Origin of the sequence: Pseudomonas sp. 1D4, from assembly GCF_001728925.1 — a bacterium.
GTDB lineage: Bacteria > Pseudomonadota > Gammaproteobacteria > Pseudomonadales > Pseudomonadaceae > Metapseudomonas > Metapseudomonas otitidis.
The window spans coordinates 1-22766 of the sequence record NZ_LXJQ01000009.1 but is presented as its reverse complement, the minus strand read 5'-3'; the positions used below and the strand labels follow the sequence as shown (position 1 = coordinate 22766).

Here is a 22766-nt window from a genome sequence, read left to right as displayed (position 1 = left end):
CTCAGGCCGGCCCCGGAAGGGGCTGGCCCCGGTCGATCTTGCAACTGAGGATGATGGAGGTGGTGGTGCGCTCCACCCCTTCCACGTTGCCGATCTCGTCCAGCAACTGGTCCAGCCGCTCCGGCGACTCGGCTCGCAGCCAGGCCACATAGTCGAATTCCCCGCTCACCGTGCATAGCAACTGCACCTCCGCCATGCCGGTCAGGCGGCGCAGCACGTCCTTGCCGCTGCGTGGCCGCACGGTGATGCCCACGTAGGCCTGCAGCCCGCCTTCGGATACCCGCTGGCCCAGGCGCACGCCGTAGCCGCTGATCACCCCACTGCGCTCCAGCCGTGCCAGGCGCGAGTTCACCGTGGTACGGGCGATGCCCAGGCGGCGGGCGAGGGTGGCGATGCTTTCCCGGGCGTTGATCTGCAGCGCGGCAATCAACTGGCGGTCGGTTTCGTCGAGGAAGGCGAGGGCGTCTGACATGGCATGGATTCGGCGTCCAGGGGAGGACAAGGCTACCCGAATGGCAGGCCATGTCACGGTGCCGACGTTCGCATCACTCGTAGTACAGCGTCAGTTGCACCAGCGCCTCCACCGTCCCCGGCACCAACCGGGTGTCGTACTGGTAATAGCGAGCCGTCAGCGGGATGTTCACGAAGGCCTCCTGGCCCGACGGTAGCAAGGCATGGAAGACCTTCTCGCCGAAGACCACCGGCATACCGCCAGGCTCCCGCAGCAACTGCATGCCTACGCCCCTCGCAGTGGCACGGGTGTCGCTGTTCTTCACCACCGACGGCGAGGCCTTCAGTGGCGCGTCGAGGCTGTAGGAGACGCGCAGCTCCGGATCGCACTCCAGGGGAATCTGGAAAGTGTGCGGACGGGCCGTCGAGCCCGGTCCGTCGAAGTCACGCAGGTTCGCCTTGGCCAGACGTACCTCCATGTTCGCTTCAAGCAGTCGACACCCCTGCTTCTGGAACACCAGTTGGCTGGCGGAGAACTCCAACTCATTGGTCAGGAGGTCGTGGTAGTAGATACGGATCGGCGAGATGCGGAACGTGCCCGATGCCATGGGGCCGGTCTTGATCAACTGAATCCACCAGCGCTGGGCCGGGACGTAGTCATCACGGGCGATCTCGATGTTTGAGCGCGGCGATGTCATGAAGGCGCCGGCGTTCATGCTGCCAGGGGTCTGCTTGGCATTGTTGTACCAGGCCACCTTGATGCCGATGCCCGGCACCCCGGTCTCGTAAACGTACTTCAGCGAGGTCGACGCCATGTTGTTCGCATAGCCCTGGCTCAGCCAGAACGAGCCCCATCCCCGACAGCGGGCCGAGGCCTGGCCGTTACCGATCCAGCCGCCCGTGTCGTACAGCACGGTGCCAATGGGGACATCCCGGGGCACGGTGAGGGTAGCGGGCAGGGTGTGGGCAGTCTTCAGGCCCGAGCCGGTGCAACTGGCGCCCATCACAAGACTCGGCGCCAGCAGAAGAGCGAACGCATGAACGAAGGTAATGCACAGCTTGGTAGACATCGTCGGCACCGTGGGCGAGGGACGGGACATCCATAGAAGGGCGACCTACGGGCCTGCTGCCTTTAAACCAGCGGAGAGAGCCGGACGCGCTCTGCAGGTCTTTTTGACTACGCCCTGCGCGCTATCTGCTTACCTGACGGGTGGCTTCTTGTAGGTCATGCCGCACGGTGGCGGGCTTTTGAGGCCGTTAGAATCTCGGCCCATTTCATGTCCTGGATCATCAGCATGAACCGTAACGCATACAGCAAGCTGGCAGGTGCTTTGGCATCCCTGTTTGCCTCGGGCATTACCTGGGGCGCCAGTTGCAGTGGAGGGGATGCTCTGCGAACCAACTACACGCTCCCTGCAACCATCACTCTGCAGCGGGATGCCCCCATTGGCACCGTGCTGTACGACACCAACGGTTGGGTCGGCGGCGGAAGGGCCCTGAGTGTCTCCTGCAAAGGACCCGGCACGATCTGGCTAACCGACGGCTTTCGTGGCGGGGCGGTCAAGACCGCTCTGGAGCACGTCTACGAGACCGGGGTGCCGGGCGTCGGCATCAAGGTGGCGTGGAGCAACAATGGGCGTAACCCACCTACGTCCATGGGCGGCGGTCGCTACATGAACGACCCGCCGGCCGAAGTGCAGATCTCTGCTAACGACTACGTACCCGCCCAGCAGTGGTGGATTCAACTGATCAAGACCGGCCCTATCGAGTCAGGTACCTTCCAGATCAAGCCAGCGCGGGTGTTCTACCACAACCTGCTGTCCAACGAGCTGACGTTCACGCCGTCCCAGCTCGTGTTCAACAAGCAAGGCTGTCGGTTGCAGACCCCGAATATCACCGTGGCGTTGCCCGTGGCCAATCTCCACCACTTTCAGGGCGTTGGCAGCTCAGCCTGGCAAAGTCCGTTCAATGTTTCCCTGGAATGTGATCCGGATATCCGCATTTCCTACCGGATTGACGGGCAGCAGGTGGCGGATTCGGTGCTCAGGAATGGCGAGGGTGCCGAGATGGCCACGGGGGTGGGCGTTCAACTGCTCAAGGGGGGTGGGGATGGCGGCACCCCGCTGGTGCTGGGGGCCAAGGCTTACCACATGGACATGGGCGCCGTCGGCGGGCTCAGCAAGATTCTACTGATAGCCCGCTACTACCAGACCGAACCCCGCATTGTGCCCGGTGCGGTAATGGCCACGGCCACCCTGACCCTGTTCTACGAGTAGTGCGCCTGATCGTCCTGCGGCGATGGCCTACAGACGTGGCGGTCATACCGGAAGCCTGTCCGACAGAGCGCAGGGGGGCTAGCCGTTAGAGTTTCTCCCCGTTTTTTTCTTCGGTCATGCTCATGAACCTGCCTCCCCGCCTGTTCGCCAGCGCCCTGATGCTCCTGCTCACGTCCGGCACGGTCTGGGGAGCTAACTGCACCGGGTCTGCAAAAACCAATCAGTTACCTCTTCCCTCCACCCTGACTGTCCACCGCGATGTGCCGATCGGCACTGTGCTGTATGACACCGGCCGCTGGGTTGGCGGTGGCAGCGCCAGCGTCACCTGCACGGGGCCCGGCGAGCCGTGGATGGACCATGGCTACCGCGGGGCCATGACGCCAACGTCCCTGCAACACGTCTACGAAAGCGGCGTGCCGGGCGTCGGCATCAAGGTGGCCTGGGCCAACAACAGTAGCCGCCCGCCCGCCACCATGGGTGGCGGCATTTTCATGGACTACCCGCGCAGGGGGATGCCGATTCTCGCCACCTCCTACTCACCGGCTCAGTTGTGGTGGTTCCAGTTGATCAAGACCGGCCCCATCGAGTCAGGCACCTTCGGCATCAATCCGATCCAGGTCTACTACCACAACATGCTGACCAACGAGCTCACCTTCCCGCCGACCCGCCTGGTGTTCAACAAGACCGGCTGCCGGCTGCTCAACCCCGCCGTGACCGTGCACCTGCCCACCGCCAACCACCACCATTTCAAGGGTGTCGGCAGTTCCGCCTGGGAGCGTGCATTCGACATCCACCTGGAGTGCGACCCGGACGTCAGCATCTCCTACCGCGTGGATGGGACGCAGGCGGCGGATTCGGTGCTCAAGAACAGCGAAGGGCCCGGCATGGCCACCGGCGTTGGGGTCCAGTTGCTCAAGGGGGCGGGCGGTGGCACACCGCTGGTCCTGGGGGTCAAGGCGTATCACCAGACCAGCGGCCCCAGCGGCGGGCCGAGCCCCATTCCGCTGATTGCCCGTTATCACCAGCACGAACCGGACATCACCCCCGGCGCGGTGGTGACCACGGCCACGCTGACACTGTTCTACGAATGACGCCCCTCAAGCCCCGAACAACTGGCGCAGCGCGCTGGGGGAGAGCCCCGTCCAGCGCCTGAGCGAGCGGCGGAAGTTGGTGCTGTCGTGAAAGTGCAGGTACGCCGCCACCTCGTCGTTGCCGTAGCCCTTGATGCGGTAGAGGTAGAGCGCCACGTGCTTGCGCACCAGGTCGCGCTGCTCCTGGTAGTGCGTGCCGTGCTTGGCCAGCTTGCGCTTGAAGGTGGCCGGGCTCATGGCGAAGGCCAGGGCCGCATCCTCCAGCACCGGCGCCTCGCGCACCCGCTCCAGCAGCCAGCCGTAGAGCCGGTCCAGCAGGCTGGCGCGATGGCCCAGCGCCGCCAGGTGGCGCGCGCATTCCTGGCGTGCCACCTGGCCGGCGGTCTGCGAGGCTTCCGGCAGTGCCTGGGTCAGCCAGGCGCGCGGCACCTGCATGGCGTCCACGTGCTGGTCGAAGCGCACCTCCTCCCCCAGGTGCACCCAGTACTGCTCGATGCAGCGCGGCTGGGCATGGGCGAAGTGGTAGCGCCACGGCAGCCGCTCCCCGCCCAGGCGCCGGCACAGTGCCGCCACCGCCGTCATGCTCGCCTCCAGCAGGAAGCGCCGGTGTTCCCCCGCCCCGCAGGCGTCCACCCAGTAGAGCCAGGCGTCCTGCTCGTCCAGCACCAGCCGGGGCGCCAGCAACGGCGTCAGCAGCGCCCGCTGGCGGATCAGTTGCCCCAGCGCATCCTGCAGGTGCTCGGCATGCAGCAGGGTGTGGCTGGCGGCGCCGTAGTGGCCGGGCAAAAGCCGCTGGCCTAAGAGAAAGGCCGTGTCATCGGCCGCCAGCAGGCGCCGGGCATTGCCGATCAGCCCGAGGAATTGCTGCGGGCTGACCAGTTGCCCGCCGGCGAGGATGTCCTCGTAGAACAGCCCGGTGCCCCGCAACAGGCGGTGGCTGTCGATCCCCCGCGAGAGCGCCAGGTCGATCAGTACCGCCGGCTGGCCGTGGGCCGGGATGAAGCGGCTGTCGCACTCGTACCAGTCACCCCTGATGGTCATCGCGCACCTCAGGCACTGTGGGCCAGGCGCGGCGAGCGGGCCTTCGCCAGGGCCAGGTTGAGCCGTTGCAGCAGCGCCTCGGGGCTCTCGTCCAGGGCCATCGCCACCGCCGTGCTGGCGCGCAGTTGCAGGCGCTCGCCGTGCTGGCGGGTGCGGTGGGCGAAGTGCGCCACCGCCTCGCCCAGCTCCGTGGCCAGTTGGTGCGCCTGGCGCTCGCCGGTGTTCGGCAGCAGCACCACGAAGCGGTCGCCGGCCAGGCGGCAGAGCAGGTCCTGACGGCGCAGGTTGAGCAGCAGCAACTGGGTCAGGGCCAGCAGCAGGTGGTCGCCCTCGGCATGGCCGAAACGGTCGTTGACCTGGCTGAAGTCATCGATGTCGAGGATCACCAGTGACAGCGGCTGGCCGTTCGCGGCGGCCTCGCCCAGGCCCAGCTCCAGTTGGCGGCGCAGGTAGTCGGCGTCGCCCAGCGGGGTGAGCGTGTCGAACTGGCGGTGCTCGCGGAACAGCCGCTCGCGCTTCTCCATCTGCGCGCTGATGGCCAACTGCTCGCGGTGCCAGTGGTAGATGCCCAGGGTCAGCAGCACCAGGCCGATGGGCATCGGCACCGACTCCAGCCAGTGGTCCCAGTGCACCGTGTCGGGTATGCGGATGAACTCGTCGAGGCTGTCGATCCACCAGGAGAAGAACACCCCCGCCAGCCCCAGCACCAGCAGGTTGGTCACCCGCCCGGCGGGCCGGCTTTTCAGCACCAGGCCGATCCACACCAGCGCCAGCAGCGCCGAGCCGCCCTCGCCGAGGATGTCCAGCCAGACCCACTCCGACGCCGCCTTCAGGTCGCCCACCGCCAGGTGCAGCAGCAACCCGGCATTGGCAGCCAGGAACAGCGCGGTGAGCTTGAGGCGGTGCAGCTTCAGCAGGGAGGTCATGGGCAGGTCCGGCGGGTTAGACCGGGCCAGCAGAGCAGATGATTGTGACGGCGAGGTTGCAGCGCCGGAGCGGGGTGGGAGGGTCGAATCGGCTCAGGGCACATGGGCAGATTTTCAGGTGCCCGGGTCGCATTCCGTAGGGGCGAACTCATTCGCCAAGCAGCCCGCAGGGCTGCCCCAGCGTGGCCTGGACGCTGCGTCGCCCCTGCGGGTCGGTGGGCGAATGAATTGGCTCTGTCTGCGTTAAGTGTTGCTAGAGGATTTGAGTCCAGCTGATTGCCGAGCTCTGGTGATGATTCTGGTTTCGCCCTCCCGGGCGAGTCCCTTTTTTCAATCGCCAAAAAAGGAACCAAAAACGCTTGCCCCATCATCCGGCCCCGGCTTCGCCGGGGTTCCCTCACTCCATCGTCGCTCTGGGGGCCGGCGCGATGGGCCATCCATGGCCTGGCGCGCCTCTCGCGGCATCCATGCCGCTCGTCCCCCGGCGCAACGACTGCGTTCGGCCTCCTGGAGGGGCGTTGGCGGCTGCTCCAACTTTCTTCGTCCAGCGCATCGCCACGTGGTGCGCACAGGCTTTCGTAGGATGGTGTAGAGCGAAGCGAAACCCATGCGGTGGCGGTGGCACGACCCCTTGGGCGCCCGGAAATGGCCGTGCTTGAGCCCTTGCATTAAAACCACAACAGCTAACGCCGACAGAGCCAATGAGTTCGCCCCTACGGCGGCTCTGGAGGGTCCTATCAGCTCAAAACCCCAGGGTTACCCCCGCAAAACCCTGCCATTGCGGCCCGGTGCCGTTGGCCTGTCACAGAAGCTTCATCCGTGCTGCCTAGCGTCCGCTCCCACATTGCCGGGCCATTTGCTCGGCCTGGATTCCATCTTGGGGAGAGCATTCATGTACAAGCGCAGCACCGCCGCCCGGCTCGCGGGCTTCACCTTCAGCGCACTGACCCTGGCCATGGCCGGCGTCGCGCTGGCCGCCGACGAGGGCGCCGCCGGCGCTACCGAGCACGTCGAGGTGGTCGGCCAGGCCGTGAGCATCGACAAGGCCCTGAAGGAGCAGCGCGCCTCCGACAGCGTGGAAAGCGTGGTGCATGCCGATGGCGTCGCCCAGTTGCCGGACCAGAACGCCGCCGAAGCGGTGCAGCGCCTGCCCGGCGTCTCGGTGGAGCGCGACCAGGGCGAAGGCCGCTTCGTCAGCGTGCGCGGCCTGGGCCCGGACCTGAACAGCGTCACCATCAACGGCACCCTGGTGCCGGCCCCGGAAAGCGACCGCCGCGCCGTGGCCCTGGATGTGCTGCCCGCCGAGCTGGTGCAGTCGCTCACCGTGATCAAGACCCTCACCCCGGACATGGACGCCAACTCCCTTGGTGGCACCGTCGAGGTGGAGAGCCTCTCCGCCTTCGACCACGAGGGGCTGTTCTACACCGGCAGCACCGAGGCCAGCTACGACGAGAACACCGACAAGACCAGCCCCAAGTTCTCCGGCGCCATCAGCGACCGCTTCAGCCTCGGCGACGGCATCGACAACTTCGGCGTGGCCGCCGCCCTGAGCTGGCAGGAGCGCAAGTTCGGCTCCGACAACGTCGAGACCGGCGGCGCCTGGGACTTCGAAAACGGCGCCCGCCTGGAGGAGCTGGAGCAGCGCGACTACGCCATCACCCGCGAGCGCGCCGGCGGTGGCCTCAACTTCGACTACAAGCCCGACGACGTCTCCAGCTACTACCTGCGCACCCTCTACAGCCGCTACAAGGACAGCGAGACGCGCAACGCCGCCGGCATGGAGTTCGACGATGCGCGCCTGCCGGGCGAGACCGGCGATGGCGAGGGCTACCGCGAGCTGAAGGACCGCGAGGAAACCCAGGAGATCCAGTCCTACGTCTTCGGCGGCGAACGCATGATGGGCCTCTGGACCCTGAGCGGGCAGGCCGGCTACAGCCGCTCCAGCGAAGACAGCCCCGGCCACATCGCCGGCGCCACCTTCAAGGGCACCCGCGACTTCACCGGCACCGGCTTCGACGACAGCAGGAAGCCTCGCCTCAACGTCGAGGACGGCTTCTACGACCCGGCCAACTTCGCCCTCGACCAGGTCGACTGGGAAAAGCAGAACACCAAGGACACCGAGAAGAACATCCGCCTCGACCTCGCCCGCGACTACGACCTCTCCGGCTACGCCGCCCAGGCCAAGTTCGGCGGCAAGCTCAGCCGCCGCGACAAGACCAACGACCTGGAAGCCTGGACCTACGAGGACCTGGACACCTTCTTCACCGACGAGCAGCTCAACCTCGGCCAGTTCCAGAAGGGCACCGTGCACTACGCCCTCGACCGCTTCGGCCCCGGTATCAGCGCCAGCGCCGTCAAGGGCCTGCTCGGCCAGCTCAACGCCGCCGACTTCTACAACGAGGAAGAGTCGCGGGTGAACGACTTCGACATGAGCGAAGACATCAACGCCGCCTACCTCATGAACACCCTGGACGTGGACGACTGGCGCTTCATCGCCGGCATGCGCTACGAGGGCACCGAGTTCGAGGCCAAGGGCACCGGCATCCGCGACGGCGACTTCGAGAGCATCGAGCGCAAGCGCGACTACCACCACTGGCTGCCCGGCCTGCACGCCCGTTACCAGATCGACAAGGACACCCAGTTGCGCGCCGCCTGGACCAAGTCCGTGGTGCGCCCGACCTTCGGCCAACTGGCCCCGGGCTTCGTCATCGACGGCGACGAGGCCAGCTTCGGCAACCCCGACCTGTCGCCGCTGGAGTCGAGCAACTTCGACCTGGGCATCGAGCACTACCTGGGCCGCGCCGGCGTGGTCTCCGCCTTCGTCTTCTACAAGGACATCGACAACTTCATCTACAACACCGACCTCGCCGGCAGCGGCGCCTGGGCGACCTTCGACGAAGCCAACACCTTCGCCAACGGCGACAGCGCCAAGCTCTACGGCCTGGAACTGGCCTACTCGCAGAAGTTCGACTGGCTGCCCGCCCCCTGGAACGGCCTGCTGCTGGGCGCCAACGCCACCTTCAGCCGTTCCGACGCCAGCATCGAGGGCTTCGACCAGGCCAGCGGCCGCACCCTCGAGCGCGACATCGACCTGCCCAACCAGTCCGACACCGTCGGCAACCTGATCCTGGGCTGGGAGAACGACAAACTCAGCCTGCGCCTCTCGGCCAACTACAAGTCCGACTACCTCTACGAAGTGGCCCCGGTGGGCGACCGCCAGCACGACCTGCACGTGGATGCGCAGACCTTCGTCGACTTCAGCGCCCGCTACTTCCTGACGAAGGAGCTGCAACTGTCCTTCGAGGCGCAGAACCTCACCGACGAGCACTACTACGTCTACACCGGCAGCCGCAGCTACAACGCCCAGTACGAGGAATACGGCCCCACCTACAGCCTCGGCCTGACCTTCACCCACTTCTGATCGCCGCGCCCTCCCCGCTAGGGGAGGGCCGTTCCCCCGCATCGCCTGGAACCGCCCGATGACCCACACCCGCACCCGCAACCCCCTGCTGCTCGCCGCCCTGCTCGGCCTGGCCGCCTGCCAGCCGCAGCCGCCCGCCGAAGCCCAGGCCCCGCAACTGGCCCTCAGCCCCTGGGGCGCCTCGGCCAAGGTCAGGGCCGACGACCTGCGCCCGCTGCCCGGCTCCGCCCTGCGCCTGGCCGCCAGCGAGCGCAACGGCCTGCTCCTGCTGGACGGCGAAGGCCGCGAGCTGGCGCGCCTGCCCGGCTCCTACTCCGGCCTCGACCTGCGCAGCGCCGGCCCCAAGGGCGTGATCGTTGCCAGCCTCGACAACGCCACCCAGCAGGCCACCCTGGTGAGCCTGGACACCGACACCCATCGCTGGGGCCGCCCGCTGCAACTGCCGGCCCGCGACTACGCCGTGGCCGGGCTCTGCCTGTACCGTGACGACGCCCGCAACCTCTACCTGTTCCTGGTAGGCGAAGACGGCCATGGCGAGCAGTGGCTGGTGGGCGCAGGCCCGCGCCTGAATGCCGAGGCCCGGCGCGTGCGCGGCCTGGCCCTGCCGCCGGCCGCCGAGTACTGCCAGGTGGACGACGCCGCCAACCGCCTGTTCGTCAACGAAGAGAACGTCGGCCTCTGGGCCTACCCGGCCCACCCGGAAGCCGACAGCGCCCGCGTACCGGTGGACCTGGTCGCCCCCTTCGGCGGCCTGGCGAAAAGCGCCGGCGCCCTGGCCGTGGTCCCCGGCGGCCTGCTGGCGCTGGACCCTGCCGCCGCCCGCCTGCACCTCTACCAGCAGCAGGGCGAGGCCTGGAACGCAGTGGCCAGCCTGGCGCTCCCCGGCCTGGACGAGCCCGAGCGCATCGCCGTCGCCGGCAGCGCCCAGGGCACCGACCTGCTGCTGCAGGACGACGCCAGCGGGCGCCTGTACCAGGGCCGGCTGGACTGGCAGGCGCAGCCCGTGGCCCTGCCGCCGGTGCTGCCCAGCGTCGCCGCCCTGCGCCAGAGCGAGCCGGTGGGCCGCCAGGGCGACGCGGCGGACGACCCGGCCATCTGGGTCAACCCCAACGACCCGGCCGCCAGCCGCGTGCTCGGCACCAACAAGAAGCAGGGCCTGCTGGTCTACGGCCTCGACGGCCAACTGCTGCAGGAGCTGCCGGTGGGCCGCCTGAACAACGTCGACGTGCGCCCCGGTTTCGCCCTCGGCGGCCAGCGGGTCGACCTGGCGGTGGCCAGCAACCGCGACCGCAACAGCCTCAGCCTGTTCGCCATCGACCGCACCACCGGCGAGGTGAAGCCGGCCGGCGAGGTGCGCACCCCGCTCAAGGAGATCTACGGCATCTGCCTGTTCCAGCCGGCCTCCGGCGAGCTCTACGCCTTCGCCAACGGCAAGGACGGGCGCTTCCTGCAGTACCGCCTGGACGGCGCCAGCGGCGAGGCGAGCGGGCAACTGGTGCGCGAGTTCCGCGTCGAGAGCCAGCCCGAGGGCTGCGTCGCCGACGACCAGCGCCAGCGCCTGTTCATCGGCGAGGAGGACGTCGGCGTCTGGGCCCTGGACGCCCGCGCCGACGCCCCCGCCGACCTCAAGTCGGTGATGAAGGTGGGCGAGACGCTGCACGCCGACGTCGAGGGCCTGGGCCTGTACCAGAGCGAGGCCCGCGACTACCTGGTGATCTCCAGCCAGGGCAACGACAGCTACGTGGTGCTCGACGCCGAGCCGCCCTTCGCCCTGCGCGGTGCCTTCCGCGTCGGCCTCAACGCCGCCGCCGGCATCGACGGCGCCTCGGAGACCGACGGCCTGGACGTCACCTCCGCCAACCTCGGCGGCCCCTGGAACCAGGGAATGCTGGTGGTGCAGGACGGCCGCAAGCGCATGCCCGAGCAGACCCAGAACTTCAAGTTCGTGCCCTGGGCCGAGGTGGCCCGGACCCTGGGTCTGCACTGAGCTGTCATCAATCCGTCATCGCCGCGTAATCGAATAGGGCCCTGCGGGGCCCGGCCACACGAGGAACCAACCATGCACGCAACACTGGAACAGATGACCGTCTGGGGCCTGATCAGCGACGCCAGCCTGCTGGTGAAAGGGGTGATGGCGATCCTGCTGCTCGCCTCCCTGTTCAGTTGGTACCTGATCGTCCAGCGCGGCACCCTGCTGGCGCGCGTCGAGCGGCAGGCCAAGGCCTTCCAGGCGCGCTTCCGTGGTACCGCCGACCTCAACCTATTGCAGCGCAAGGACGGCGAGCCGGACGAGGACGCCGCCCTGGAGCGCATCTTCCAGGCCGGCTACCAGGAATTCGCCCAACTGCGCCGCGAGCCGGGCATCGCCCCGGAGAGGGTGGTGGACGGTGTCGAGCGCAGCCTTTACGTCGCCATCGCCGAGGAGGAAGAGCGCCTGGAGAAGGGCCTCACCTTCCTCGCCACCGTCGGCTCGGTCAGCCCCTACATCGGCCTGTTCGGCACCGTGTGGGGGATCATGAATTCCTTCATCGGCCTGTCCCAGGTGCAGCAGGCGACCCTCTCCACCGTCGCCCCGGGCATCGCCGAAGCGCTGATCGCCACCGCCATCGGCCTGTTCGCCGCCATCCCCGCGGTGATCGCCTACAATCGCTTCTCGGCCCGCGCCCAGGGCCTGGTGGCGCGCTACTACGCCTTCGGCAACGAACTGCAGGGCCGCCTGCAACGTCGCCTGGCCGGTGCCAACCCCGTCGCCGCAGCAGCCTGAGGTGCAGCATGCTCGTCCGCCCCCAGCGCAAGCACGGCCCCAAGGCCGAAATGAACGTGGTGCCCTACATCGACGTGATGCTGGTGCTGCTGGTGATCTTCATGGTCACCGCACCGATGCTCACCCAGGGCGTGAAGATCGAACTGCCCAAGGTGGCCAGCGAGGCGCTGCCCCGTGACAGCCAGCAACGCATCCTCACCCTCTCGGTGCAGGCCGACGGCGGCTACTACTGGAACCTCGGCACCGAGCTGGACACCGAAAACCGGACCGACAGCGCCGTGGCCCTGGAGGAAATGACCGCCAAGGTGGGCGCGCTGATCGCCGAGCGCGGTGACACCCAGGTGTACATCCGCGCCGACCAGGACGCCGGCTACGGCAAGGTGGTGGCCGCCATGGCCGCGCTGCAGCAGGGCGGGGTGGCCAACCTCGGGTTGATCACCGAGGCGCCGCAATGAGCGTGATGGTCATGAGCGATGCGCCTCTCTTCCGCCTGCCGCTGCCCGGCGCCCGCACCTGGCGTACCGTCTTCGCCGCCGGCTGCGCCCTCGCCCTGCACCTGGGCGTGCTGGCGCTGCTGATGGCCGGCTGGGCCCCCGAGCGCCCCGCCGAGCCCGTGCAGCGGGTGCTCACCACCCAGCTCATCAGCCTGCCCGCGCCGACGCCCGAACCGGCCCCCGCGCCCCCGGTGCCGGCGCAGCCGGCCGTGGCCGAGCCCGCCCCGGTGGAGCCGCCGCCGGCGCCGCTCGAACCGCCGAAGCCGCAGGTGGACCCGCGAATCGAGCAGCGCAAGCTGGAGCAGGCCGCCCTGGCCCGCAAGCGCGTGGAAGAACAGCAGCGCCAGGAGCAGGTGCAGCGGGAAACCCGGCGCCGCGAACAGCAGCGCCTGGAGGCCGAGCGCGCCGCCGAGCAGCAGCGCCAGCAGGAGCTGGCCCGCCAGGCGGAGCAGCAACGCCTGGCCGCCGAGCGCGCCCGCCAGGCTGAGGCCGCCGCCAACAGCCGCCAGTACCTGCCGATCGCCAAGGAAGCGCCGGACTACCCCCAGCGCGCCCTCGACAAGGGCATCCAGGGCGACTGCACGGTGGAGTACCGGGTCAACCCGCAAGGCCGCGTCGAGGACCCGCAGGTGGTGGGCGACTGTCACCCGCTGTTCATCCGCCCGTCACTGGCCGCAGCGCAGACTTTCCGTTACCAGCCGCGCCTCGAAAACGGCCAGCCCGTGGCCGTGCCCGGCGTGCGCAACACCTTCCACTACCGCATCGAACGCTGAGCACGCAGCGCCGGCGCATAACCAGAAGAGAGACGTGATGAACCGGGACTACGACGCTTTCCACGCCGCACTGGCCGCCCACGACGACGTGGCCATCAACCCCAGCGGCAACCGCCCCCTGGACCAGATGGTCGATGCCGGCCGCCGCAACGTCCTCAAGGGCGGCCTGGCCCTCGCGGCTCTGGGCTTCTTCGGCGGCGGCATCAGCGCCTGCCGCACCCTGGCCGAGACCCCGCTGCTGGGCTTCAAGGGCGTGCCCCAGCAGTTCGATGCGAAATTCGACCAGGTCATCGTCGCCGAGGGCTACAGCGCCCGGCCGTTCTTCTCCTGGGGCGATGCCGTGCTCGCCGATGCCCCGGCCTTCAAGGGCGACGCCAGCGAAACCTGGGAAGACCAGCTCAAGCAGGCCGGCGACAACCACGACGGCATGCACTTCTTCCCCTTTCCGGAGGCGCCCAACGACCACGGCCTGCTGGTGATCAACCACGAGTACATCAACCCCACCCTGCACGCCGCCGGCATCGTCTACGTCGATGGCAAGCGCAAGGTGGAGGACGTGAAGAAGGAGCAGGCCGCCCACGGCGTCAGCGTCATCGAGGTGAAGAAGGACGGCAGCGGCCACTGGCAGCGGGTCGCCGGCTCGCGCTACAACCGCCGCATCTCCACCCTCACCCCCATGCAGCTCAGCGGCCCGCTGGCCGGCAACGCCGCCATGAAGACCGCCTCCGACCCCAGCGGGCGGGAGGTGATCGGCACCCTCAACAACTGCTCCATGGGCGTCACCCCCTGGGGCACCTACCTCGCCTGCGAGGAGAACTGGCACAACTACTTCATCAACCGCGACGCGGCCGACCATGCCCAGCGCGTGTCGCACAAGCGCTACGGCATCGCCAAGGAAGGGCTGAGCAAGAACTACGGCTGGGAGACCGCCGACCCCCGCTTTGACGCCACGCCCTACCGCGACCAGCCCCACGACGGCCATGTGCAGGAGCCCAACCGCTTCGGCTGGGTGGTGGAGATCGACCCCTTCGACCCCACCAGCAAACCGAAGAAGCGCACCGCCGTCGGCCGCTTCTGCCGCGAGTGCTCCACCCTGTCACTCGGCAAGGATGGGCGCATGGCCTACTACTACGGCGACGACACCAAGGGCGAGTACATCTACAAGTTCGTACCCAGTGGCCGCTTCGACGCCGCCAACCCCAGGGCCGCCCGCGACCTGCTGGACGACGGCACCCTCTACGTCGCCCGCTTCGACGACGACGGCAAGGGCCAGTGGCTGGCCCTGGTGCACGGGCAGAACGACCTCACCGCCGAGAACGGCTTCCCCAGCCAGGCCGAGGTGCTGCTCAATGCTCGTGCCGCCGGTGACGTTCTCGGCGCCACGCCCATGGACCGCCCCGAGTGGGTGGCCGCGCACCCGGAGACCCGCGAGGTCTACGTCACCCTCACCAACAACGACGAGCGCGGCACCAAGAAGCCGGTGAACGCCGCCAACCCGCGCCCGCACAACCTGCACGGGCAGATCCTGCGCTGGAACGAGGCGGGCGGCGACCCCACCGCCACCACCTTCGAATGGGAGATCTTCCTGCTCGCCGGCGAGCCCCAGGGCGCCAGGGACGACAAGGGCCAGCCGGTGCCGGCCAACCTCATCGGCACCATCAACGGCGACGCCTTCTCCTCCCCGGATGGCCTGGCCTTCGACCCCGCCGGCCGCCTGTGGATCGAGACCGACTTCGACGACATCGAGCCGGCCATGGCGCGCATCGGCTGCAACCAGTTGCTCTGCGCCGACCCCAGGACCCGCGAGGTGCGCCGCTTCCTCGTCGGCCCGCGTGGCTGCGAGCTGACCGGCATCACCTTCACCCCGGACGGCCGCAGCATGTGGGTCAACATCCAGCACCCCGGCATCAGCTACCCCGCCAGCGACGGCAAGAGCCGCCCGCGCTCCACCACCGTGCTCATCACCAAGAACGACGGCGGCGTGATCGGCAGTTGAAGGGCCTCAGGTCCCCGGCATAGCTCGGCAACGAACTGGCAAGCCATGCAACGGCAAGCGCCATTTGCACATCCTGCTTGCCCTCAATCGCCCGGCAGCGCCTGCACCGCCTTGCAACTGGCCTCGTAGTGCTGGGCGCAGGCCGCCCGGTACAGGCGGCGGGCCTGGTCCGGGTCGCGCGGTACGCCTTCGCCGCGCAGGTACAGGCTGCCGAGCACGTGCTGGGCCATGGGGTTGCCGGCGGCAGCGGACTGATTCAGGTAGCGCAGCATCTCCGGCTGGTTGGCCAGGGCTGGGTCGTTGCGGCCGGTGTAGAGAAAGGCCAGGCTCACCGCCGCCATGGCGTGGCCCTGGTCGGCGGCGCGGGCCCACCAGTACTGGGCCTGGCGGTAGTCCTTGGCCACGAAGAAGTGGCTGCCCAGCTTGAACTGGCTCTCCGGGTCGCCGCGCTGGGCCTGCACCTGCAGCACCTCTTGCTCGCTGGGCGGCGTCTCGCGGATGACGTTGGCCGGTGCCTGCGGCTCGGCAGGGCGCTCCGGTGTCTTGGCGGTGTGGGTGCAGCCGGCCAGCAGGACGGCGGCCAGCAGCGGGACGGACAGGCGGGACAGTGACGGACGCATGGAGGCTCCTCGGCCAGGGCAGGGATGGGCGGCGGCGCCGGGCGTACAGGGTGATCGGCTTCCGGCCGTGCTTCAAGGTGTTGCCGCCAGTGGGACCGGCCCCGCGTGAAAGGGTTCTCGTCGGTTGCCGGCTCGGGGTTGGCTTTGTGAAATTTATTGGATAGATTTTCATGAAATTAAATCTACAAAATTTCACGAGGCCCCCATGTTCAAGCAATCCGCCCAGCATGTCGGTACCTGGTACGCCGCCGCCTTCCCCGGCTCCATTCCGCTGCGCCCGCGCCTGCAGGCGAGCCAGGACTGTGACGTGGTGGTGGTCGGCGGCGGCTTCAGCGGCCTGCACACCGCCCTGCGCCTGGCCCTGGCCGGCAAGCGCGTGGTGCTGCTGGAAGCCAGCCGGCTGGCCTGGGCGGCCTCCGGGCGCAACGGCGGGCAGGCCTTGCTGGGCTGGTCCTGCGACATGCCCCCGCTGGAGAAGGCGCTCGGCGTCGACGGCGCCCGCCAGTTGTGGGACAGCATGCGCTGGGCCGCCGAGGAGATCCGCGAGCTGCCCACCCGCCACGGCTTCGAGGTGGACTACCGCAGCGGCAGCCTGTGGGCGGCCGTGCTGCCGCGCCGGGTCGGCCAGTTGCACGAGGCCCAGCGCGAGGCCGAAGCGAAGTGGGGCTACGACGCCTTGCGCGTCATCGAACGCGACGAACTGCCCGAATGGATCGGCAGCCCGCGCTACCAGGCCGCCCTCTACGACCCCGAGGCCGGCCACCTCGACCCGCTGAAGCTGGCCCACGGCCTGGCCAATGCCCTGGAAGCGGCTGGCGGGCGCATCTTCGAACAGACCCAGGCCCTGGAGTACCGCGCCCGCGGCGAGGGCTACAGCGTGCGAACCCCGGAGGGCGAAGTGCGCGCCGACGTGCTGGTGCTGGCCTGCAACGCCTACATCGATCGCCTCGACCCGGCCCTGGCCCGGCGCGTGCTGCCGGTGGGCTCCTACCAGGTCGCCACCGAGCCGCTGGACCCGGCGCTGGCGCGCTCCCTGCTGCCGCGCAACAGTTGCGTGATCGACAACCAGTTCGTCCCCGACTATTTCCGCCTCACCCCCGACAACCGCCTGCTCTTCGGCGGTGGCTGCACCTACCTGGGCGGCCTGCCCAGGGACGTAGCGGCCGCCACCCGGCCGCACCTGGAGCGGGTCTTCCCGCAGTTGCGTGGCGTCGGCATCGAGTACGGCTGGGGTGGGCACCTGGACTGCAGCATGAAGCGCACCCCGGACATCGGCCGCACAGGCCAGCGCTACTGGCTGCAGGGCTTCTCCGGGCACGGCGTGCTGCCGACCCTGGCCGGCGCCCGCGCCGTGGCCGACGCCATCCTCGGTGACGACCGCCTGCTGGGGCTCTACCAGCGCCTGAACAACCCCGGCTTCCCCGGTGGCGCACTGCTGGCGCCACCGCTGGAGGCCATCGGCAAGGCGTACTACCGCCTGCGCGACCTGATCTGAAGGGCTGCCCGCCGGCACCCGGCGGGCACCACGGAGATTCCAGATGGACAAGCAAGACGAAATCGAAGGCCTCGCGATCCTCATCCGCGACCTGCGCAAGCACAAGAACGTGACCCTGGGCGACCTGGCCACCCGCATCGACCGCTCGGTGGGCTTCCTCTCCCAGGTCGAGCGCGGTCTCTCGCGCCCCACGGTGGCCGACCTCACCGCCATCAGCGAAGCGCTGGGGGTGCCGACCACCTACTTCTACAGCCTCAGCAAGCCCCGCGAGATCCCCTGGATCACCCGCCCCGACGAGCGCCGCACCCTCTACTACGCCGGCGGCATCACCGACGTGCTGGCCTCGCCGACCATGTCCGGCGGCTTCTCCATGCTCGAAAGCCACCTGGAGCCCGGCGCCACCAGTGGCGAAGGGCACCTGGACGACAGCTCCGAGCAGGGTGGTTTCGTCCTCGAAGGCGAGCTTACCCTCTGGTACGGCGACGACGCCGAGCCGGTGACCCTCCAGGCCAACGACAGCTTCCAGCTACCGCCCCATGCGCAGTTCCGCTACGCCAACCTCACCGAACGGCCGACGCGGGTGCTCTGGGTCTTCACCTGACACCCGGCGGCTTCTCCCCTGAACACCTCTTTCCCATGCAGGACCGCAGTGATGACAACAACAAGACCCCCCGATCTGCTCAGCGAAGTCCGCGCCTTCCGCGAACGTCACCCGGACATCCGCTACGTCGACCTCATCTGCCTGGACATCCCCGGACACTTCTACGGCAAGCGCTACCCCATCGACATGCTGGAGAAGGTGGCCGCCGGCGGCCCGCTGAAGGTCCCGCAGAACTGCGTGCTGCTCGGCACCCAGGGCGGGCTGTACCCCATCGGCGATTACTGCTTCGCCGACGGCGACCCGGACGCCCCGCGCCGCCTGGTGCCGGGCACCCTGGTGCCGGTGCGCTGGGAGAAGGAGCCGCTGGGGCAGATGCTGATCACCTCCGACGGCACCGAAGCACCCATCGAATTCGAACCCCGTGAAGTGCTCGCCCGCGTGCTGCAGCGCCTGGAACGGCGCGGCATCCGCCCGGTGGTGGCCTTCGAGCTGGAGTTCTACCTGTTCGACCGCAAGCTCGACGCCGGCCTGCCGCGCTTCCCCCGTGACCCGCTGTGCGAGGACGAGGACGATCAGCCGAACATGCACATCGAGCGCCTCTCGCGCTTCTCCAGCGTGCTCCACGAAATGGTCGACGCCGCCAACGAACAGGGCGTGGCCGCCAACGTCATCACCGCCGAGCTCGGCCCCGGCCAGTTCGAGATCAACTTCGGCCACTGCGACGACGGCCTCCAGGCTGCCGACTGGGCCGCCCTGTTCTGCCGCAGCACCCGTGGCGTGGCCCTCAAGCACGGCCTGCGCGCCAGCTTCATGAGCAAGCCCTACCTGCAGGCGCCGGGCAGTGGCATGCACGTACACGTCAGCCTCTACGACCGCGACGGCCACAACCTGCTGGACGCCCAGGGCCAGCGCCCGCTGCGCCACGCCGTGGCCGGCTGCCTGGACCTGCTGCCCCACTGCATGCCGATCTTCGCCGCCAACCACAACGCCTTCCGTCGCTACGGCGCCATGGTCAACGCCGCCAGCCGCGCCAGTTGGGGCTTCGAAGACCGCGATGCGTGCATCCGCATCCCCGAGTCAGACGGCCGCAACCTGCGCATCGAACACCGCCTGGCCGGCGCCGACGCCAACCCCTACCTGGTGCTGGCGGCCATCCTCACCGGCATGGAGCACGGCCTCGACGCCGCCCGCGACCCCATCGCACCGCTCAACGAAGACCGCTCCAGCGGCATCGACTTCCCCACGGACATGCTCACCGCCGTCGCCGCCATGCGCGACCACCCCGTGGTCAACCAGGGCCTGGGCAGCGAATTCGTCATGGTCTATTGCGAGAACAAGCGCCAGGAGTACCTCGACTTCATGAACGAAGTCAGCGCCCGGGAATACCGCTGGTACCTGTAGCGGGACGCGCCGGGTGCGGGGTGGGTGGCGCGCTTCCCATCCATCCATGGCGCTCGCCATGGCCCCGCACGGTGGACCGGTGAAGCGTGGTCCACCCTACGTCTTTCGCGAGCAGAGCTCGCCCCTACACGCCGGCACGTCGCTGGTCGGGGCGTAGGGTGGATGGCGCTCTTTCCATCCACCAGCGGCGCTCGCCATGGCCCCGAATGGTGGGCCGATGCAGCGTGGTTCCCCTACGCCCGGTCCACCCCGCCAAAGGCGGCCAGCAGGTCTTCGACGAACGCCTGCTGCGCTTCGCTGGGTTCACGGCCGCGGTGGTGGGTGAGGCGGAATTCCACGTCGAAGCCCAGACGCTCGGGGAGCAGGGCGCGGAGTTGCCCGCGTGTCTCCCAGGGCGCGGCGATGTGGCGGGGCAGGTAGCCGATGTGGGCACCGGAGAGGATCAGCGCCAGGGTGCCTTCCACCTGCTCGGTGACCGCGCTGCTGGCGGCGGACTGGAAGGGCTCGGCCTCGCCGATGAAGCGGTAGGGGTGCAGCACCCGGTCGCAGTGGCGCAGGTCGCTCTCGGTCACGCGCGTGCGGTCGAACAGCGGGTGCCCGGCGCCGCAGAACAGCAACTGCTCCTCGACGAACAGCGGCCGGTGTGCCAGCGCCTGCTGGTTGCCGGAGAAGTAACCGATGGCCAGGTGCAACTGGTCCTGCAGCAGGCGCCGCTCCAGTTCGGCGGGCATGGCGCTGAGCAGCTCGATGCGCACCGCCTGGCGGCGCGAGCGGAAGCGCCGGATGGCATCGGCCAGGCGTTGCATCACGGCATCGTCGAGGGCTTCGGAGAGGCCGATGCGCAGCTCGCCCAGGAGCATGTCGGCCATGCCCCGCGCCTCGCCCTTGAAGGTTTCGATGGCGCCGAACAGGCGCCGCGTGGCCGCTAGTACCTGCTCGCCCTTGGGGGTCAGGCGGAAGCCGGCCTTGCCGCGCTCGCACAGGCGAAAGCCCAGGCGCGTCTCCAGCTTGGCCATCTGCGTGCTGATGGTGGACTGACCCACCCCCAGCGCGCCCTGGGCGGCGCTGAAGCCGCCGCTTTCGACCACGGTGACGAACAGCCTGAGCAGTTGCAGGTCCAGGTCCTGGAGTTGGGCGAGCATGGAATCTCCAAACATCGATGGCGAGCGATGCCAAAGTAGAACACTTCATATTTATCCGAAGCAAAGCCCGGCGCAGGATCGCTCCATCACCGCTCCGGTAGCTTTCGCCATGCGCCTTTCCCTGTTGTTCGCCCTGCTCGCCGCCTGTGTCCTGCCCGCCCATGGGCAGGACCGGGAGCTGAACCTCTACAGTTGGTCTGCCTACATCCCGCCCCAGGCGCTGGAGCGCTTCAAGGCCGAGACCGGCATCCAGGTGAAGTACGACATCTTCGACAGCGCCGAGGCCCTCGACGCCAAGCTGATGACCGGCGGCAGCGGCTATGACGTGGTGTTCCCCGCCAGCAGCGGACTGGCGCGGGCGATCAAGGCCAATGCGGTGCAGCCGGTGCAGCGTGGGCAATTGCAGCACTACGCCAACCTCGACCCGCAGCTGCTGGCCAAGCTCGCCAGCGTCGACCCCGGCAACCGCTTCGGCGTGCCCTACACCTGGGGCACCATCGGCCTGGGGCTGAACCGCGACGCGGTGCAGCAACGCATCCCCGACGCACCGCTGAACAGCCTCGACCTGCTGTTCAAGCCCGAGTACGCCAGCCGCCTGAAGGACTGCGGCATCGCCGTGATCGACTCGCCCCAGGAGGTCATCAGCGTGGCCCTGCACTACCTCGGCAAGGACCCCTACAGCTCCGCCAAGGCCGACCTCGCGGCGGTCCATGAGCTGCTCACCGCGCTGCAGCCGAACCTGCGCTACGTCGGCACCGGCAAGCACATCAACGACCTGGCCAATGGCGAGATCTGCCTGGCGCTGACCTACAGCGGCGACGCCATCATCGCCGCCGGGCAGGCCCGCGAGACGAAGATGCCCTTCGAGGTGGTCTACCGCATCCCCCGCGAGGGTACGCTGATCTGGTTCGACACCCTGGCCATCCCCGCCGACGCGCCGCACCCCAAGGCGGCCCATGCCTTCATCGACTGGATGCTGCGCCCCGAGGCCATCGCCGAGCTGACCAACAGCCAGTTCTTCGCCAACGCCAACCAGGCCGCCACGCCCTTGCTGGACCCGGCGGTGGCCAACGACCCCGACATCTACCCGGCCCAGGCCGTGCGCGAGCGCCTGTTCGGCGAGCAGGCGCTGACCCTCAAGCAGCAGCGCGAGCGCACCCGCCTCTGGACGCGCTTCCGCACCCAGTACTGAACCCGCGCAGACGGGAAACACCCCACCGATGGAGCCCGATGACATGGAACACGCCTACGACAACGACCAGGCCATCACCCGGCCGAGCCTGCTGGGCACGGCCGCCGAAGCCACCTACGCCGGCATCACCAGCTTCATGCGCCGGCGCTACAGCCGCGACCTTGCCGGCGTCGACCTGGTGGTGAGCGGGGTGCCCTTCGACACCGCCACCACCAACCGCCCCGGCAGCCGCTTCGGGCCCCGCGCCATCCGCGCCGCCTCGGTGCAGATGGCCTGGGCGCGGCACTTCCCCTGGGAGTTCGACCCCTTCGACCACCTGGCGGTGATCGACTACGGCGACTGCGCCTTCGACCACGGCACGCCGCAGCACACCCCGGAGGCGATCCAGGCCCACGCCGCGCACATCCTCGAGGCCGGCGCGGCGATGCTCACCCTGGGCGGCGACCACTTCATCAGCTACCCGCTGCTCAAGGCCCACGCCGCCAAGCACGGGCCGCTGTCGCTGATCCACTTCGACGCCCACAGCGACACCTGGCCGGACGAAGAAGGCCAGCGCATCGACCACGGCACCATGTTCTTCCACGCCGCCCGCGAGGGCCTGGTGGACCCGGCGCGCTCGGTGCAGATCGGCCTGCGTACCACCAACGACGACGTGATGGGCTTCCAGGTGCTGGACGCCCGCGAGGTGCACCGCCACACACCGGAGCAGATCGCCGAGCGCATCCGCGCGCGGGTGGGGGACAACCCGGTGTACCTGACCTTCGACATCGACTGCCTCGACCCGGCCTTCGCCCCCGGCACCGGCACCCCCGTGTGCGGCGGGCTCTCCAGCCACCAGGCGCTGGAAATCCTCCGTGGCCTGCGCGGCATCAATCTGGTGGGCATGGACGTGGTGGAAGTGGCGCCGCCCTACGACAACGCCGAAGTCACCGCCCTGGCCGGCGCCACCCTGGCGATGGAGATGATCTGCCTGTATGCCGCGCGGCATAAGGTGGGCGAGCGATAGGCGCGGCACTGAGGGAGCGAGTTCATTCGCGAACGAGGTAAAGCAAGAGCATCGCGGCTGAAGCCGCTCCCACAGTG

19 protein-coding genes are annotated in these 22766 nt (G+C 68.6%); 13 read left to right on the top strand and 6 right to left on the bottom strand.

Annotation, left to right across the window (positions count from 1 at the left end):
• Position 1 precedes the first annotated feature (1 nt).
• The gene (locus A7D27_RS06895) at positions 2-472 is read right to left on the bottom strand and encodes an Lrp/AsnC family transcriptional regulator (protein WP_069559043.1); all 471 of its coding nucleotides are present in this window, start codon (positions 470-472) and stop codon (positions 2-4) included.
• A gap of 73 nt (positions 473-545) precedes the next feature.
• On the bottom strand, positions 546-1520 hold the full coding sequence (locus A7D27_RS06890; protein WP_170832278.1) for a fimbrial protein: 975 nt from the start codon (positions 1518-1520) through the stop codon (positions 546-548).
• 207 nt (positions 1521-1727) lie between these two features.
• Here A7D27_RS06890 and A7D27_RS06885 point away from each other — a divergent pair, with 207 nt between their 5' ends.
• Positions 1728-2726 (top strand): fimbrial protein, encoded by a 999-nt coding sequence (locus tag A7D27_RS06885; protein WP_083265548.1) that lies wholly within the window; start codon positions 1728-1730, stop codon positions 2724-2726.
• Between the two features lie 122 nt (positions 2727-2848).
• Positions 2849-3817 (top strand): fimbrial protein, encoded by a 969-nt coding sequence (locus tag A7D27_RS06880; protein WP_165666052.1) that lies wholly within the window; start codon positions 2849-2851, stop codon positions 3815-3817.
• Between the two features lie 6 nt (positions 3818-3823).
• Here the strand turns inward: A7D27_RS06880 and A7D27_RS06875 are convergent, their stop codons facing one another.
• Positions 3824-4858, bottom strand: coding sequence for an AraC family transcriptional regulator (locus tag A7D27_RS06875; protein ID WP_069564455.1), 1035 nt, complete (start codon positions 4856-4858; stop codon positions 3824-3826).
• Between the two features lie 8 nt (positions 4859-4866).
• On the bottom strand, positions 4867-5784 hold the full coding sequence (locus A7D27_RS06870) for a GGDEF domain-containing protein (RefSeq protein ID WP_069564454.1): 918 nt from the start codon (positions 5782-5784) through the stop codon (positions 4867-4869).
• Positions 5785-6676: 892 nt separating this feature from the next.
• On the opposite strand from A7D27_RS06870, the gene A7D27_RS06865 reads away from it, so the two are divergent.
• The 6 genes from A7D27_RS06865 to A7D27_RS06840 all read left to right on the top strand — a co-directional run bounded on the left by A7D27_RS06865 (position 6677) and on the right by A7D27_RS06840 (position 15232).
• Positions 6677-9205, top strand: a complete 2529-nt coding sequence (locus A7D27_RS06865; RefSeq protein WP_069564453.1) for a TonB-dependent receptor — start codon at positions 6677-6679, stop codon at positions 9203-9205.
• A 58-nt stretch (positions 9206-9263) separates the two neighbouring features.
• Entirely contained in the window at positions 9264-11192 is a 1929-nt protein-coding gene (locus A7D27_RS06860) for a phytase (RefSeq protein WP_069564452.1), read from the top strand.
• 72 nt (positions 11193-11264) lie between these two features.
• Complete coding sequence (tolQ, locus tag A7D27_RS06855) at positions 11265-11969, top strand: protein TolQ (protein WP_069559035.1); 705 nt, start codon at positions 11265-11267, stop codon at positions 11967-11969.
• Positions 11970-11977: 8 nt separating this feature from the next.
• On the top strand, positions 11978-12424 hold the full coding sequence (tolR, locus tag A7D27_RS06850; RefSeq protein ID WP_044412031.1) for a protein TolR: 447 nt from the start codon (positions 11978-11980) through the stop codon (positions 12422-12424).
• Positions 12421-13236, top strand: coding sequence for an energy transducer TonB (locus A7D27_RS06845; protein ID WP_069564451.1), 816 nt, complete (start codon positions 12421-12423; stop codon positions 13234-13236). The genes tolR and A7D27_RS06845 overlap by 4 nt, the downstream gene beginning before the upstream one ends.
• Before the next feature lie 37 nt (positions 13237-13273).
• Complete coding sequence (locus tag A7D27_RS06840; protein ID WP_069559033.1) at positions 13274-15232, top strand: PhoX family phosphatase; 1959 nt, start codon at positions 13274-13276, stop codon at positions 15230-15232.
• Positions 15233-15315: 83 nt separating this feature from the next.
• Here A7D27_RS06840 and A7D27_RS06835 read toward each other — a convergent pair whose 3' ends face one another.
• Positions 15316-15852: a tetratricopeptide repeat protein gene (locus A7D27_RS06835; RefSeq protein WP_069559032.1), complete on the bottom strand. Its 537-nt coding sequence runs from the start codon at positions 15850-15852 to the stop codon at positions 15316-15318.
• A 205-nt stretch (positions 15853-16057) separates the two neighbouring features.
• Between A7D27_RS06835 and A7D27_RS06830 the strand changes: the two genes are divergently transcribed.
• Genes A7D27_RS06830 through A7D27_RS06820 form a run of 3 tightly spaced genes read left to right on the top strand, consistent with a single transcriptional unit; the run spans position 16058 to position 19349 of the window.
• Positions 16058-17347: an FAD-binding oxidoreductase gene (locus tag A7D27_RS06830; protein WP_069559031.1), complete on the top strand. Its 1290-nt coding sequence runs from the start codon at positions 16058-16060 to the stop codon at positions 17345-17347.
• 43 nt (positions 17348-17390) lie between these two features.
• Positions 17391-17948 carry a helix-turn-helix domain-containing protein gene (locus A7D27_RS06825; RefSeq protein ID WP_069559030.1) on the top strand — a complete coding sequence of 186 codons (558 nt, stop codon included), beginning with the start codon at positions 17391-17393 and terminating at the stop codon, positions 17946-17948.
• A 51-nt stretch (positions 17949-17999) separates the two neighbouring features.
• Positions 18000-19349, top strand: a complete 1350-nt coding sequence (locus A7D27_RS06820; RefSeq protein ID WP_170832277.1) for a glutamine synthetase family protein — start codon at positions 18000-18002, stop codon at positions 19347-19349.
• A 233-nt stretch (positions 19350-19582) separates the two neighbouring features.
• Here the strand turns inward: A7D27_RS06820 and A7D27_RS06815 are convergent, their stop codons facing one another.
• A complete protein-coding gene (locus A7D27_RS06815) occupies positions 19583-20491 on the bottom strand; it encodes a LysR family transcriptional regulator (protein ID WP_069564449.1) in 909 nt (302 codons plus the stop codon).
• Between the two features lie 109 nt (positions 20492-20600).
• Here A7D27_RS06815 and A7D27_RS06810 point away from each other — a divergent pair, with 109 nt between their 5' ends.
• Positions 20601-21683 (top strand): polyamine ABC transporter substrate-binding protein, encoded by a 1083-nt coding sequence (locus A7D27_RS06810; protein WP_069564448.1) that lies wholly within the window; start codon positions 20601-20603, stop codon positions 21681-21683.
• A 43-nt stretch (positions 21684-21726) separates the two neighbouring features.
• The gene (speB, locus tag A7D27_RS06805) at positions 21727-22689 is read left to right on the top strand and encodes an agmatinase (RefSeq protein ID WP_069559026.1); all 963 of its coding nucleotides are present in this window, start codon (positions 21727-21729) and stop codon (positions 22687-22689) included.
• The last annotated feature ends 77 nt before the right edge of the window (positions 22690-22766 follow it).